Origin of the sequence: Roseobacter sp. TSBP12 (assembly GCF_009129705.1) — a bacterium.
In the GTDB taxonomy this organism is placed as follows: domain Bacteria; phylum Pseudomonadota; class Alphaproteobacteria; order Rhodobacterales; family Rhodobacteraceae; genus Celeribacter; species Celeribacter baekdonensis_A.
In genome coordinates this window covers 92,708-108,431 of sequence record NZ_PYIB01000072.1, presented here as the reverse complement: position 1 = coordinate 108,431, position 15,724 = coordinate 92,708, and the positions used below count along the sequence as shown (strand labels likewise).

General features: G+C 58.8%; 7 protein-coding genes, 1 tRNA gene and 2 pseudogenes. All 10 read right to left on the bottom strand.

Annotated features, from left to right (window positions below; all coding sequences use genetic code 11):
• Positions 1 to 38 precede the first annotated feature (38 nt).
• The 10 genes and pseudogenes from C8029_RS20370 to C8029_RS20325 all read right to left on the bottom strand — a co-directional run bounded on the left by C8029_RS20370 (position 39) and on the right by C8029_RS20325 (position 15,663).
• A complete protein-coding gene (locus C8029_RS20370) occupies positions 39 to 257 on the bottom strand; it encodes a DUF6500 family protein (protein WP_009570696.1) in 219 nt (72 codons plus the stop codon).
• Between the two features lie 69 nt (positions 258 to 326).
• Positions 327 to 1,958, bottom strand: a complete 1,632-nt coding sequence (locus C8029_RS20365) for an alpha-D-glucose phosphate-specific phosphoglucomutase (protein ID WP_009570697.1) — start codon at positions 1,956 to 1,958, stop codon at positions 327 to 329.
• 12 nt (positions 1,959 to 1,970) lie between these two features.
• Complete coding sequence (gene malQ, locus C8029_RS20360; protein WP_009570698.1) at positions 1,971 to 3,827, bottom strand: 4-alpha-glucanotransferase; 1,857 nt, start codon at positions 3,825 to 3,827, stop codon at positions 1,971 to 1,973.
• Positions 3,827 to 5,911 carry a glycogen debranching protein GlgX gene (gene glgX, locus C8029_RS20355; RefSeq protein WP_152003609.1) on the bottom strand — a complete coding sequence of 695 codons (2,085 nt, stop codon included), beginning with the start codon at positions 5,909 to 5,911 and terminating at the stop codon, positions 3,827 to 3,829. Before glgX ends, malQ begins: the two co-directional genes overlap by 1 nt.
• Positions 5,908 to 7,340 (bottom strand): annotated as a pseudogene (gene glgA, locus C8029_RS20350) (glycogen synthase GlgA). Before glgA ends, glgX begins: the two are co-directional and overlap by 4 nt.
• Positions 7,337 to 8,611 (bottom strand): glucose-1-phosphate adenylyltransferase, encoded by a 1,275-nt coding sequence (glgC, locus tag C8029_RS20345; RefSeq protein ID WP_009570701.1) that lies wholly within the window; start codon positions 8,609 to 8,611, stop codon positions 7,337 to 7,339. Before glgC ends, glgA begins: the two are co-directional and overlap by 4 nt.
• A gap of 47 nt (positions 8,612 to 8,658) precedes the next feature.
• Entirely contained in the window at positions 8,659 to 10,851 is a 2,193-nt protein-coding gene (gene glgB / locus C8029_RS20340; protein WP_152003608.1) for a 1,4-alpha-glucan branching protein GlgB, read from the bottom strand.
• Positions 10,852 to 10,913: 62 nt separating this feature from the next.
• Positions 10,914 to 13,306, bottom strand: a pseudogene (locus C8029_RS20335) (glycogen/starch/alpha-glucan phosphorylase).
• A gap of 680 nt (positions 13,307 to 13,986) precedes the next feature.
• Positions 13,987 to 14,073, bottom strand: a tRNA-Leu gene (locus tag C8029_RS20330).
• 258 nt (positions 14,074 to 14,331) lie between these two features.
• Positions 14,332 to 15,663, bottom strand: coding sequence for a peptidoglycan-binding domain-containing protein (locus C8029_RS20325; protein WP_226946412.1), 1,332 nt, complete (start codon positions 15,661 to 15,663; stop codon positions 14,332 to 14,334).
• Positions 15,664 to 15,724: the final 61 nt, after the last annotated feature.

The window sequence follows — 15,724 nt, the reverse complement described above, 5'->3', positions numbered from 1 at the left end:
CCCGGCCGTTTTGGTTCTCTAGGTGGACTCACGCCCCCCTACATCCCCTTCACCACCATCTCCCTCACCTTCACCGCCTTCTCAAAATGATCCAACTGGTGGGTTTTAATCCACCATTCTGCCGCCTCCATCAGCGTCTCGGGGTCGTCGTTTCTATTGGCGAAAAACGCATAAAACGACAGGCCGACCCCCTCGCCTTTTTGGGTAATTTTGGCGTCACATGTGGCGATGATTTTGGCGCGAAGTGTTTGTCGCATTCTCTGCCCTTTCATATGAAAACGGCCGGGAACGCGCCCCGGCCGTGTATTGCGCAACTCTTGCGCGGTTTAGGTGATCACATCGGGCGCGTTGCGGCCCGTGCGGCTGCGGATCTCGGCCAAGCCGTCCGCCGCCGCGATCACCGCCGAGAGCGCATGTTGCGGATTGTCCTGAAGCACGGCCGCCGCCGTTTCCACCCGCTCAAGGTAGACCCGCAGCGTCGCGCCCTCGGTCCCTGTGCCAGACAGGCGGAACACGATGCGCCCGCCGCCGATGAACATAATCCGAATGCCCTGCCCCTCAGAGCGCGACCCATCGACCGGATCATCATAGGCGAACTCATCGGCGGCCTCGATGGTCATGCCCTCGATCACCTGCCCCGGCAAATGTTTCAGCTTGCCGCGCAGCGCCTCCATCACGCCATTGGCCGCCGCACTATCGACCGCCTCATAATCATGACGCGAATAGTAATTGCGGCCATAACGCGCCCAATGATCCGCCATGATCGCGGCCACGGATTGTTTCCGCTCGGCCAGGATATTGAGCCAAAACAACACCGCCCAAAGCCCGTCTTTTTCGCGCACATGGTCTGATCCGGTGCCCGCACTTTCCTCGCCGCACAGCGTCGCACGGCCCGCATCCAACAGGTTGCCAAAGAATTTCCAGCCCGTTGGTGTTTCATAACACGGGATGTCCAGCGCCTCGGCCACGCGGTCGAGCGCCCGCGAGGTTGGCATCGAACGCGCCACGCCTTTGAGCCCACCCGCATAGGCCGGGACCAAGGTGGCATTGGCCGCCAAAACCGCCAAACTGTCCGAGGGCGTCACATAGGCGTTGCGGCCCACGATCATATTGCGGTCGCCGTCACCGTCCGAGGCCGCACCGAAATCCGGGGCTTTACCGGAAAACATCAAATCCATCAAACTCTTGGCCCAAATCGGGTTTGGATCAGGATGCCCGCCGCCAAAATCCGGCAAGGGCACGGCATTGACCACAGAGCCTTTCGGCGCGCCCAGCGTGTCTTCCAAAATCGCCTTGGCATAGGGGCCGGTGATCGCATGCATCGCATCAAAGCGCAGGGTAAAGCCACCGGCAAACAGCGCGCGAATTTTGTCGAAATCGAAAATATCCGCCATCATCAGCGCGTAATCGGCGACCGGATCGACGACCTCGACCTCCATCTCGCCCAACATGGTGGTGCCGATGGTGGAGAGGTCCACATCCTGCGCGTCCACGATGGCATATTCAGTGATGGTTTTGGTGGCTTCAAAGATTTTCTCGGTCACGCCCTCGGCGGCGGGGCCACCATTGGGCGTATTGAATTTCACCCCGAAATCTTCTTTCGGCCCACCCGGATTGTGCGAGGCGGACATGATGATGCCGCCATCCGTGCCACGTTTGCGGATCAAATGCGAGGCCGCAGGCGTAGAGAGCAATGCGTTTTGCCCAACAATCACCTTTTTCGCGCCATTGGCGGCAGCCATGCGCAACATCACCTGCGCGGCGCGGTCATTGAAATACCGACCATCGCCGCCCAACACATAGGTTTTGCCCGCAGCGCCCCCGATCCCATTGAAAATCGCCTGAACGAAATTTTCCAGATACTGCGGCTGCATGAAGACCGGAGTTTTCTTGCGCAGCCCCGAGGTTCCGGGTTTTTGGCCGTCGATCGCATGGGTTTCAACCATGTGGCGGGTCATATGATGTCCTTCCTATCGGTCGTGTGTGCGCATGATCTCGGCCACGCGCACGATGTCACTGTTCATGGTGAGGGTATCAGAAGTTTCGGGCAAACGAATGCGCCAATTTGGATATTCGGTGGTGGTTCCGGGTAGATTTTGCTGGTCCACCATGTCGAGCATGATTTCGGCCTGAACCGCGACCAATCGCGAAGGGGTGCGCGCCAAAAAGTCGTGCAACGTGTCTTGTTCCGCATCCGGCAACAGCCGATCCATCGCCGCCACTTCGCGCGCCCGATGGTCCAATTCATGCGTGGTCTGCTCTGCGTCCAGCCCGCCTGCGGTTTGCCGCGCCGTCACATCTGCCCCCTGACGCCAGCCCTGCCATGTTGGCAAATCATGGGTCGAAAACGACGCAATTGCCGCCTCGTCATAGCGGTCTGCCGATTTGAATTCGGGGTCCTGCCAATTGTCACGCTCAAACACCATCACCCGACAGCCCAACACCCCAGACCCGGCCAAAGCCGCGTGCAGGCCGTCAGGGATCAGGCCCAAATCTTCGCCGACGATGATGCCGCCTGTGCGCGCAGCTTCAATGCGGGCCACGGCCAACATCGCATCGCGTGGCATTTGTACATAGGCACCGGGGGCTTGTTCCGGCACCCAAAACGTGCGCTCAAACCCAAGGATATGATCAATCCGCATCGCCCCCGCAAAACGCAGTTGCCGGGCAAAGGTGTCGCGCAGAGCGCCATAAGAATTTTTACGCAAATTCAGGGGATTAAACGGAGCAAGGCCCCAGTTTTGCCCCTCCGCCGAAAACGCATCGGGCGGGGCGCCCAGCGAGGCACCATAGGCGAAACTGTCGCGATCCTCCCATGTTTCCGCGCCATGCGGATGGGTGCCCACGGCCAAATCGAGGTACAGCCCATGCGCCATCCCGACGGCTTTGGCCTGTGCCTGCGCTTCGGACAAATCGGTATCCGCACGCCATTGCAGCCACGCGTGAAACAGAATTTCGTCGCGTAAATCGCGGCGTGCGGCCTGTGCGGCAGCGCTATTTGGACATTGCAAATCCGGAGGCCAATCGCACCAAAACGGGCCATGGATGGCGGAGAGCGCCTGATGCAAGGCAAAGGTTTCGAGCGACGTGCCCTCTTGCGCCAGATAGGCCAGAAATTCGGGCGATGTCGGGTGGGCTTCAAAGGCCTGACGCAACGCGGTCATCCGCGCGGGCGTGTCGGTTTGGTAGTCGATCAACGCCCCCGGCACGCCGGTCTCGGTCGCCAGATGCAAAACATTCAACCGGCGGCGATGCGACGGCGAATAGGGGCTGAACATATTTGGCACGGTCGGAAATCCGGCATGAACCGGATTGATGCCCAAAAACGCCGCCCCATGCGGCCCAAGCCCGCGCACCAGCGTGCTGAGGTCCTCATAGGTGCCGATGCCACGTTCGGACAGGCCATAAAGCGGCGCGATCAGCCCCCAACAGCGCTCCGGCAACGGAATGGTGGCAGGGGCGGCCAAAAGCGTGATGCGGATCGGCCCGGCAATCAGATGATGGATGCCCATCGGCAACTCCGGCAGGCTGTCCCCGCCCCGGCCCTCGCATGTCTGGCCATCTTCATAGGTCAACACCCACGCGCTGTCGCCAATATCGACCCAAGGCGCAGTGCCCGCCTCACAGACCACGTCCCACGGCAGGCCCGCATCCCAACCCGCCTCAAGATGCGCGCGCGCGGCCTCCTCAGTTTCGGCCTCAAACCCGAGCGCGCGCATCAGCGCCACGGCGGTCTCCACCGAGGTTTCGCGCAAAACCCCCAGTTGATCATAAAACTGGCGGTGAATGCCAATCTGTGCCGCGAGTTCAAGCCGCAGATCGCTCATCAAAAAGCCTCCAGTTCAAGCGCCAAAGTGGTTTCGCGCCCGGCAATAATGATGGATCCGTCGATCACTTCGCCATCAATGTCCGGGTGGCCCGTGTCGATCCAAAGCCGCCAGCGCCGCCCCGGCATACAGGCCGGAAGATGCACGCTCACCGCCTCGCCCCGGTTGAAAATCAGGAACAGAGCCTCTTCGCGTTGGGCATAAAGCGGTGTGCCGGAGGCAATGCGCATTTCGGCACAGAGCGTTTTCAACTCCGGTGCTGTCCAATCCTGGTCCCGCATCAAAACCCCGTCAGGTCGCCACCAAAACAGATCTTCGATCCCATCCATCAACCGTTCGCGCGAATGCAAAAACCGTTTCTGACGCAAAATCGGGTGGTCGCGGCGAAAGGCGATCAGGCGTTTGGTAAACTCCAAAAACTCCGGGTCCACCGCGTTCCAGTCAATCCAACCGATCTCATTGTCCTGACAATAGGCATTGTTGTTGCCCTGCTGGCTATTGCCCAGCTCATCCCCCGCCAAAAGCATTGGCGTGCCTTGGGAAAACAACAGCGTGGCCAAAAGGTTACGCCGCCGTTGCGCGCGAGCCGCGTTGATTTTGACATCCTCGGTCGGCCCGGCCACGCCCATATTGTCGGAGGCGTTGTCATTATGGCCATCGCGGTTGTCCTCGCCATTGGCCTCATTGTGTTTGCCGGTATAGCTGACCACATCCATCAAGGTGAACCCGTCGTGCGCCGTGACAAAATTGACCGACGAGGTGGCCGGACGGCCCGAATGATCGAATTGTAACGCCGATCCGGTCAAGCGATCGGCCAGCACCGGCACATGGCCCGCATCGCCGCGCCAAAACCGGCGAATGCCATCGCGAAACTTGTCGTTCCACTCCAAAAACGGCGGAGGAAAGCCGCCGACGCGGTAGCCGCCGGGGCCAATGTCCCACGGTTCCGCGATGAGTTTGACCTTGGTCAGAACCGGGTCCTGACGGATCGCATCAAAAAAGGACGCGCCACGATCAAACCCCGTGGGTGTGCGGCCCAGCGTGGTACACAGATCAAAGCGGAAACCATCGACATGCATGGCTTCGACCCAATAGCGCAAGGAATCCAAGACCATGCGAAGGACCATCGGGTGATCAATATTGAGCGTGTTCCCGGTGCCTGTGTCGTTGATGTAATAGCGCGGATTGTCGGTCAGGCGATAATAGCTTTTGTTATCAAGGCCACGGAACGACAGCGTTGGCCCCTGTTCATTGCCTTCGCCGGTGTGGTTATACACCACGTCCATGATCACCTCGATGCCCGCCGAATGCAGCCGCGCCACCATATGTTGGAACTCGGCGATCTGGTGATAGGCGAGGTAACGCGGATCGGGGGCAAAGAAACTCAGCGTCTGATAGCCCCAGTAATTCACCAAGCCCCTTTCAATCAGAAACCGATCGTTGAGAAAGGCCTGAGCCGGCATAAGCTCGATCGCGGTGATGCCCAGATTGACCAGATGATCCAAGATCGCATCGGAGGCGAGGCCCAAGAATTTGCCCTTGTGCAACACATCCGGGTGCAGTTCGGTCAGGCCTTTGACATGGGCCTCATAGATCACCGATTGCGAAGTGGGCCGGTGCGGCGGCTGATCTTTGCCCCACGCAAAAAGCACATCTTCGACGACGGAGCGCGGCATGTATTTGGCGCTGTCGCGGGTGTCAAAAGACAGATCGGCGGCCTCATGCCCGACTTCATAGCCCATCAAGGCGTCATGCCAGTCGGGATGTTTGGTCACGCGTTTGGCATAGGGGTCCATCAACAGTTTGTTGTAATTGAACCGATGGCCTTGGTCGGGCGCATAGGCCCCATCGGCGCGCAACCCGTAGAGTTGTCCCGGACGCATGCCTGGCACAAACCCATGCCAGACATCGCCATCACGCTCTGGCAAATCCAGCCGCTGGGTCTCGATCTGACCATCGTCCGAAAACAAACACAGGGTGATCCGGCGGGCGTGTTGGGAAAAAACCGCGAAATTGACACCTTCGCCATCCGCTGTGGCCCCCAGCGGCGCGGCATGGCCGCCCAGGATCGAATATTGCCTCATTTAGGGTGCGCAGCTCCTGTCATCGTCTCAAAAAGATCGGCATAGGTGCCGGCCGATGCGTCCCACCCGACGGGCTGTGCCATGGCATTGTCCATCATTTTGGCCCAGACATCGGGTTTGCGGTAAATCGCACAGAGGCGGTTGAGCGCCTGCGTCAGCGCCAAGGCCGTCACCGGGTGAAATTGGATGCCCGTGGCCACGCCTTGCGCCAAGGCGGCGGCATTGGCGTTGATCACCGTATCGGCCAAACCGCCGGTCAGCGAGACCAAGGGCAAGGTGCCAAAGCGCAGCCCGTACATTTGCGTCAAGCCGCAGGGCTCAAAGCGCGACGGCACCAAAATCGCGTCCCCGCCTTCGATCAGACGGCGGGCGAAAGCTTCGTCATAGCCGATCCGCACCGCAACGCCCGCATGGCGCAAGGCGGCATCACGAAACGCGGATTCAAACGCACTGTCGCCCGAACCCAAAAGCGCCAATTGCCCGCCCTGCTCCAACAGGGTCGGCAGCGCTTCGAGCAAAAGATCGAAACCCTTTTGTCCGGTCAACCGTGAGATCACCACGCACAGCGGCCCCTCACTGGCCGGACCGGAATTCGGCAGGCCAAGCTCGTCGCGCAGCGCCGTTTTGAATTTGGCTTTGCCTTTCGGGGTTTTGTAACTTGGCGACCAGACCTCTTCGTCGATGCCATTGAGAATGCCGAAAAAATCCGATCCGCGTGCGGCCAAAACGCCCTCCATCCCCATGCCATACTCGCCCGTCATCAATTCGGCGGCATAGGTGGGCGAGACGGTGGAGACCTTGGTCGCGCCGACGATCCCGCTTTGAGCGCCGAAATCTGACCCCAGTATTCATAGCCGCCGGGACTAAATCCGGGGCGCGGCAGTCCCAGCGTGTCGATCAGATCGGCCGAACAACAGCCCTGAAAGGCAATGTTGTGGATGGTCATCAGGGTCTTGACCCGCTCCGCCGCCCCCAATTCGCGCAGGTACACCGGGGTCAATCCGGCCTGCCAATCATGCAGATGCAACACCTCTGGCGTCCAGCTTTCGATCCCATGGGCGGCAATCATCGCCGCCGCCAGCGAGAGCGCGGCAAAGCGTTGCGGGTTGTCGGCCCAATCATAGCCGCCGGGCCCGGTGTAAAGCGATCCGTCACGGTCATAGAGATGCGGCGCGTCCAGGATATAAAGCACGGTGTCGCCCAAGTGCCCGCGTCGAATTTGGGCCGAACCGCCGAAGAAATCATGGATGTCAAACACCGGCGCAGCGTCCGGTTGGGCCGCCAAAACCGCGCGGTAGCCCGGCAAAAGCGTGCGCATGTCTACGCCATGCGCCGCCAATGCACCAGGCAAAGCCCCGGCCACATCGGCCAATCCCCCGGTTTTCACCAAAGGCACACATTCGGACGTGACCGACAGAACCCGTGTCATAGGCCTTTGGCCCTCCGGTCCAACATGTCTTGGGTGATCAAGGTGATCCCGCCCGGCGACACCCGGAACCATTTGGCATCCACTTCGGGATCTTCGCCGACCACAAGCCCCTCTGGGATGTGCACGCCGCGATCAATCACCACATTTTTAAGCCGGGCATGACGCGCCACGTTGACATAGGGCAAGACCACTGCCCCCTCCAAAGAGGCATAGGAATTGGTGGTCACATGGGTGAACAACAGGCTTTCACGGATTTCCGTCCCCGAAATGATGCAGCCGCCCGAGACCATCGAACTCACCGCCGTACCGCGCCGATCCGGGCGGTCATGGATGAATTTTGCCGGTGGCGTGTTCTCGGAATAGCTCCAAATCGGCCAACTGCGGTCCCACAGATCCAGCTCGGGGGTGAAATCTGTCAGGTCAATGTTGGCCTTCCAATAGGCATCAATCGTGCCGACATCGCGCCAGTACGCAGGCGCATCGGGGTGCCGAATGCAACTGTCGGTGAAACGATGCGCCTGGGCTTTGCCCTTGGCGACGATGTCCGGGATCATGTCATTGCCGAAATCGTGGCTGGAGGTTTGATCCTCCATGTCTTCCAACAGCCGCTCACGCAGGAATTTCCAATTGAACACATAGATGCCCATCGAGGCGAGCGCGTTTTTCTCGTCGCCCGGTATGCCCGGCGGATCGGCGGGCTTTTCCAAAAACTCGGTGATCCGGTCCGTGCCGTCCACCGCCATCACGCCAAAGGCCGAGGCTTGTTTGCGGTCTACGGTCAGACAGCCGATGGTCACATCCGCGCCACTGTCGACGTGGTGTTGGATCATCAGCTCGTAATCCATCTTATAGATATGATCGCCCGCCAGGATCAGGATGTAATCGACATCATAACTGTCGATGATGTCGATGTTTTGTGCCACCGCGTCGGCGGTGCCACGATACCATGTGCTTTCTTCATAGCGTTGAGAGGCGGGCAAAATGTCCAAAAACTCATTACGTTCGGCGCGGAAAAATGTCCAACCGCGTTGGATGTGGCGGATCAGCGAGTGGGCCTTGTATTGCGTCGCAATCGCCATTTTACGGATGCCGGAGTTGAGCGCATTGGAGAGCGCAAAATCGACGATCCGGGTTTTACCGCCAAAATAGACCGCAGGCTTCACCCGCGAATTGGTCAGTTCCTGAAGCCGCGAGCCGCGCCCCCCCGCCAAGACGAACGCCATGGTCCGATTGGCCAACCTGTTGCGCGTCTGTGTTTGTGTCTGTGTCATTCCTCCACCTTTCCGCAGCCCGAGGCCTCGCCTTTCGGCTCTGCCCGTTATGCTTTGTCTTTGATAAAGACCATTGTTGAGAGCGGCGGCACGGTGATCTCTGCGCCCGCAGGCTGTCCGTGCCACTCACCCCGCATGGCGGTGATCCGCCCCAAATTGCCACGGCCTCCGCCACCGTAGCATTCTGCATCTGTGTTGATCGCCTCGCGCCAGACCCCCTCTTGCGGAAAACCGAGCTTGTAGGCGCTGCGTTCGAGCGGCGTGAAATTGCACACCACAACGACTTCTGCATCCTCTGGCCCGCCGCGCCTGATCCAGGCATAGACCGACTGCGCCGCATCATTGGCCTCGATCCATTGGAAACCGTCCGGGTCGCAATCCTTGGCGTAAAGCGCGGGCGTGGCGCGGTAGAGCGCGTTCAGATCGCGCACCACGTCCTGAACGCCTTGGTGCATATGATAGACCAGACAGGCCCAATCAATTTCGCCATCGTGGTTCCACTCTTGCCACTGGCCAAATTCCTGTCCCATGAACAAAAGTTTCTTGCCCGGATGCGCCCACATAAACCCATAATAGGCCCGCAGGTTGGCGAATTTTTCCCATTCCGAGCCGGGCATTTTGTGGATCATCGAGCCTTTGCCATGGACCACTTCGTCATGGCTGATCGGCAGGATGAAGTTTTCCGAGAACGCGTAATGCAGACCAAAGGTCATCTGGTGATGATGGTGTTTGCGATGCACCGGATCGAGCGCCATGTAAGACAGCGTGTCGTTCATCCAGCCCATGTTCCATTTGTAGCCAAAGCCAAGCCCGCCCGCGTCCACCGGCGCGGACACCCCCGGATAGGCGGTGCTTTCCTCCGCCACGGTCATGATGCCGGGCACTTCGCCATAGGACAGCGTGTTCATGCTCTGAAGCATATGGATCGCCTCAAGGTTCTCCCGCCCGCCGTGAATATTGGGAATCCATTCGCCCTCTTTGCGCGAATAATCGCGGTAGATCATCGAGGCCACGGCATCGACCCGCAGCCCGTCGATGTGGTATTCTTCAAACCAATAGAGCGCATTCGAGGTCAGGAAATTTTCAACCTCGTGACGTCCGTAATTGTAAATCAGCGTGTTCCAGTCTTGGTGGAACCCCTCGCGCGGATCGGCATGTTCGTACAAGGGCGTGCCGTCGAATTGCGCCAAGCCATGCACGTCGGTCGGGAAATGCCCCGGCACCCAATCGAGCAGAATGCCAAGCCCGGCCTCATGCGCCGCCTCAACCAGATCGCGGAACTCATGTGGCGGACCAAAGCGAATGGTGGGGGCAAAAAGCCCGACGGGTTGATACCCCCAAGAGCCATCAAACGGGTATTCGGAAATCGGCATCAATTCGATATGGGTGAACCCCATGTATTTGACATAGTCGATCAGCTCAACGGCGGCCTCCTTATAGGAGATCGGACGCCCGTCATCCTTGCGCCGCCAAGACCCGAGGTGGACCTCATAGATCGAGATGGGCTGATCACGGTTTTGCGCCTCGGCGCGGCGCACCATCCACGGCCCATCGGACCAGCCATAGCCCGAAATATCACGCACGACAGAGGCGGTTTCCGGCGGGTGCTGAGCGCCAAAGCCGACCGGATCGGCCTTGAGGTGCAGCGCATCCTGCGCGCCCAAGATCTCGTATTTATAGGCCGTGCCCTCGCCCACGCCCGGCATGAAGATTTCCCAAACACCGGTGCCGCCGCGTTTGCGCATGACGTGCCGTCGCCCATCCCAGGCGTTGAAATCACCCACCACCGAGACCCGTTTGGCATTTGGTGCCCAAACGGCGAAATGCGTGCCTTGGACGCCCTCATGGGTCATCACATGGGCGCCAAGCGCGGTCCAAAGCCGGTTGTGATTGCCCTCACCCAACAGATACTCGTCCAGCTCGCCCAGCACCGGGCCAAAGCGATAGGCGTCTTCAACCTGCCATTCGATCTTGCCTTTTTTACCGACCAAAACATAGGGCTTGGTGCCAGATACGGCCCCGTGAAACAGACCGCGATAGCCCGCGACCTGAGCCAGAGGCGACAGCTTGCCCGCACTGAGCGCCGACATCGCCTCCGCCCCCGGATCATAACAGGTCACCGTACGAATCCGGCCCTTTTTATGCGGCCCTAAAATGGCGAAAGGATCATCAAACCGCCCCGCACAAATCTGCGCCAGAACCGTGTCATCCGCGAAACTCATCCGATCTGTCTGGGCCATCTGATTTTCCTTTATTCAAAAGCATCTTAGGCGATTCCAGCATCCAATCAACCGTTTGATTTTTAGGGGATAAGGCTCTTGGCCTCCCAGATATCGCACATATAACCCCGAATGGTGCGATCGGACGAAAACCACCCGGATCGCGCCACATTGAGGGCCGCCATTTTGGCCCATTTTTGCGGCTCTGTGTACACCTGATCGACTTCACGCTGGGCGCGCCAATAGTCGGTGAAATCGGAACAGACAAGGAAGTAGTCCGACCATGTCAGATTGTCAGCGATATGGGTGTAACGGCCTGGATCTTCGGGACTAAAGCGGCCTGAACGCAGCGCATCGAGCGCGCGCGCCAAACGCGGATCGGCGTTGATCGCCTGTTGCGCGTGATCATGCATCATCCGGCGCTGCATCACCTCATCGGCCAACATGCCAAAGAGAAAGAAATTGTCCGCGCCGACCTGTTCGCGGATTTCGACATTGGCCCCATCGAGCGTGCCGATCGTGAGCGCACCGTTGAGGGCAAATTTCATGTTGCCAGTGCCAGAGGCCTCTTTGCCCGCCGTTGAAATCTGTTCGGACAAGTCCGCCGCCGGGATCAGCCGCTCGGCCAATGTGACGTTGTAGTTCGGCAAAAACACCACTTGCAACACATCGCGCGTGTCCACATCGGCATTTGCCACTTTGGCGAAATCATTGATCAGGCGGATGATGTCCTTGGCGAAATAATAGCCCTGTGCTGCCTTCCCGGCAAAGAGTTTGACCCGCGGCACCCAATCAGCCGACGGGTTGTCTTTGATCTCCAACCAATGTGCGATGGTCTCGAGAATATTCAGGTGCTGACGCTTATACTCGTGCATCCGCTTGATCTGAATGTCGAACATCGCCTCCGGGTTCAGGTTGATCCCATGCGCCTTGGACACATAATCGCAAAGCGCCGCCTTGTTGTCGGTTTTCACCTGAGTGAACCGCTCCAACCAGCCCGCCTCTTCAATCGCCGGTTCCAGCTTTTTGAGTTGTTCCAGATCGGCCACCCATTCGTCACCGATGGTTTCAGTGATCAGGGAGGACAGTTTCGGATTGCAGGAATGCAGCCAGCGGCGCGGGGTCACGCCATTGGTTTCATTGACAATCCGCTCCGGGTGCAGCGCGTTGAGCTCTTTGAACACGGTCTTTTTCATCAGATCGGTGTGCAGTGCCGAGACACCGTTGACCCGGTTTGACACCATGAACGACAGCTCGCCCATTTTGACCTGACCATCCGAACGCGCCGAAAGTGTGCGATGCGGGTGGGCTTTGTAATGGGCGTCATCAATCCGGTCAATGATCTGCAAATGGCGCGGCAAAAGCCGACCAAACAGGCGCTCATCCCACCGCTCCAACGCCTCCGGCAGGAGCGTGTGGTTGGTGTAATTCATACAGTGATGGGTGATGTCGAACGCTTCCTCAAAGGACAAGCCGCGCTCATCATGCAAAATGCGCAAAAGCTCGGGCCCCGCGATGGCCGGGTGGGTGTCGTTCGACTGGATCGCCACCTTGGTCGGCAGCAGGCGGATGTCATCATGTTTGCTGTCAAAGCGGCGCAGGATGTCGCGGATCGAGGCGGCGGAGAAGAAATATTCCTGTTTCAGGCGCAGCTCCTTGCCCGCCTCATTGCTGTCCTCGGGGTAGAGCACGCGCGAAATCGACCGCGCCAAGCTTCGTGTTCGGACGCCGCAGCAAAATCGCCGGAGTTGAACAGACCCAGATCAAACGGATCGACCGCGCGCCCGGCCCAAAGCCGCAGCGTGTTGGCCCACCGCCCCTGCCAGCCAACAATCGGCGTGTCAAAGGCTTCGGCTTGGATCAACTCGGAGGGTTTCCAGATGGTTTTGCCGTTCTCGGAAATCACATCGCCGCCAAAGCCAAGGGTGAAACGCACTTCGGGGCGCTCAAATTCCCAAGGGTGCGGCTCTTGCAACCATGTTTCCGCCGCTTCCACTTGTCGCCCGTCAACAAAGCTTTGTTTGAACAACCCGTTCTCATAGCGGATGCCATAGCCATAGGCCGGGCAGCCGATGGTCGAAAGACTGTCGAGGAAACAGGCGGCCAAACGACCCAAACCGCCGTTGCCAAGTGCCGCGTCCGGTTCATCCATCAAGATGGTGCGGTAGTCCTGACCAAAGCTGTCGAGCGCCTCTTTCGCCTCCTCGGCCAGCCCAAGATTGACGATCCCATCCTCAAGCAAACGCCCGATCAAAAACTCCATCGACAGGTAATAGACCCGCTTGCCATCTTGTTCATAGGTCTTGCGCGTCGAGGCGACCCAATGATCGACAATCCGGTCGCGCACCGCATGGGACAGTGCCATCCGCCAATCAAAAAACTGCGCATGTTCAGGGTCTTTGCCCATCGTATAGGTGAGGTGTTGCAGGAGGGCGTGGCGGAAATCTTGGGAGGACGTAGGGGCTTTGCCGGCCATGGGTCACCTTAAATTATGTTAAGACCCAAAACGGATCTTATGGGGGAGGGTCATTTTTTCCTAAGCCACATCAGCTTAGAAAAGCAAGCTATGGCAAATCCCAGACGATCGCTGGTGCTGCTGTTGCCCTGTTTATAGTCACTTTGTGATACATTCCTTAAAGCGTTCCGCCTTTCCCCTGCCTCAGGTGAAAGGATGACGCTTTAATCCGCCTCAAATGAGGGCCGTTTGAGGTGCTTTTATGCTTTATTTTCAGTATATCTTTTGTCCGTCCCAATAAAAGCCCGCGCCCCAAAAGTGTTTCGGGATTAACTTGAATAACGCGTTTGTCTCGAAACGCCCGCTTCCCAAGTTAGGTTCCGTGCGTTTCGGGTTTAAGTCGTGTCTCAACTTAAATCCGAAACGCTTTAAGGGCTGGGCCATCTATGCCGATGTGGGTCACAATTACATGACACGCACACCAAACTGTCGGGAAAATTCGCGTCTCGCATACGGCCTTTGGCGGCCTCGGCACGGCGCCTGCGCGCCCCGAAAGACGAGCGGATGCGGTTGAGCATTTTCATCGCACCACCGATTGCGGGCGACCGAACACAGTTGAACAGGCCGAAAACCACAGCACCGACGACAGGCCCATTGTGTAAAAAGGGAGGGGAGATTGCACAAACCTAATCGGAAAGTGTTGGTGCGGTCGAGAAGACTCGAACTTCCACGGGTGTTACCCCACAGCGACCTCAACGCTGCGCGTCTACCAATTCCGCCACGACCGCACAGTCTTGACTTGGTGAGGGGCTATGTAGCGAAGCGGTTCAGGGAAGTGAAGAGGAAAAATCGGACGACCCTCACTTTTTCTGATTTTTTTCAAACGGCGGGCTTTGGCGCACAAATCGCGTGAAAAACGCTGGTCTCAGGCGGCGCAACGACGCGTGTCGGCGGGACAGGCCCCGACAACACAGGCGACGGCGTTACAAAAAAGGCCGCCCGCCGGACGACCTTTCAAGACAGAGAGCCTGCCGTGATTGGGGGGCCTATTCTGTAATCGAAAACGCGGGCAAAGCGGGACCAGAGGCCGGGACCACCGGAGCCGGGGCCGCACTCGCACCACCGTTCAAAGACATCGACGCTTTGCGCAACAGACCCGCACGCTCCACCTGCCCTGGCGCGAAGACCGCGGGCACGCCCGTTGCCAGGGCTGTGAGCGTATCCTCATACCACGCCTGCGCCAGATCGGGCCGCTGGGTGACACCGACACCTTGGCTCAAGTGATGGCCCAAAAGTTCGCCATAGGCGCGTTCGCCCACAGCCACCAACATCAGAGACGAGGCCAAAGCCACATCCATATTGTCGGTGCGGTAGCCCACGGAGAGACAGATTTTCGCCGTTCCCGCCAGTTGCGCCGGAGACATGCCGGCGTTCAGCACGAAATTCGAGGTCTCCGCCAAGACCGCATCACGCGGCTTGATCGAGAGGGCCGCGACCTGCGCCGCCATCGGTGGGGCGAGACCTTCGCATTGGGCGGCGATTTGGTCCGGGGTAAAGCCCTGAACCTTGGAAATCATCTCCTCGCCCTGCGAAATCGCATAGGTGCGCGCCAAGCAGAACTGTTCGTTCAGGGCCTGATTGGCATCCACCATGGAGGCCTCGGTGACGAACCCGCCGTTGGAATTGGTCAACAGGCTGACCTTGTTGCAATGCGACGCCAGCGATACCTGCGCGCCCGCACCAAGGAAGCTGGGCATGCTCGGCTCCGGCGTCGCCGCCGCGAAACTCGGCAGGGTGGCCGCAGCAGCAGCGGGCGCTTGCGGCGCAGGCATGACCGGGTTCACCACAGCGGCGGTGCCGGGCACGGTTGCCATCGTCGCGCCCCCTGCCCCGCCCGAAGCCATTTCAGAGCGGTACATTTTCAACAAACCGCGCGTGCCTTCAGGATTGGAGGCCACAAGTTGTGTGGTTTGATAGCCACCCGCTTGCGCGCGATTGTACGACGAGATCAAAAGCTCCTGCTCAAAAGGCGACAACTGGCCGGTGACCGGATAGCCAAGATAGACCTGATAGGCCGACACAGCATCGCGGGTCTTTTTACCAAGCTGGCCATCGACGGTACCCGCATTAAAGCCGAAATAATTGAGCGACGCCTGAATTTCTTTGCCCTCTTGCGTCGACGGCAAACGAGGGCGGGAATAGGTTGTGGTACTGGTTTTCTTTTTCGGTTGCTGACTGGCCGCGCCAAGAAGCCCTCCGATCACCGCACCAGCAATAAAATCGCCACCATCGGCCTGAACACGCGTCGTTGTGCCCAGCATCATCCCAGCCGCAAGCGCCGCCGATACAAAATGTTTGAAAGCTTTGTGTTTGGACATACTGGTCCCTCCCCGCCAAATGACTCACTAAACTCCTGTTAGGATAGCACACGCTTTCATG

Excerpts from the sequence above, each read along its gene's own strand:
- glgX (WP_152003609.1), bottom strand. The coding sequence starts at position 5,911 with ATGAGGCAATATTCGATCCTGGGCGGCCATGCCGCGCCGCTGGGGGCC.
- malQ (WP_009570698.1), bottom strand. The coding sequence starts at position 3,827 with ATGAGCGATCTGCGGCTTGAACTCGCGGCACAGATTGGCATTCACCGC.
- glgB (WP_152003608.1), bottom strand. The coding sequence starts at position 10,851 with ATGGCCCAGACAGATCGGATGAGTTTCGCGGATGACACGGTTCTGGCG.
- C8029_RS20365 (WP_009570697.1), bottom strand. The coding sequence starts at position 1,958 with ATGACCCGCCACATGGTTGAAACCCATGCGATCGACGGCCAAAAACCC.
- C8029_RS20325 (WP_226946412.1), bottom strand. The coding sequence starts at position 15,663 with ATGTCCAAACACAAAGCTTTCAAACATTTTGTATCGGCGGCGCTTGCG.
- C8029_RS20370 (WP_009570696.1), bottom strand. The coding sequence starts at position 257 with ATGCGACAAACACTTCGCGCCAAAATCATCGCCACATGTGACGCCAAA.
- glgC (WP_009570701.1), bottom strand. The coding sequence starts at position 8,611 with ATGACACAGACACAAACACAGACGCGCAACAGGTTGGCCAATCGGACC.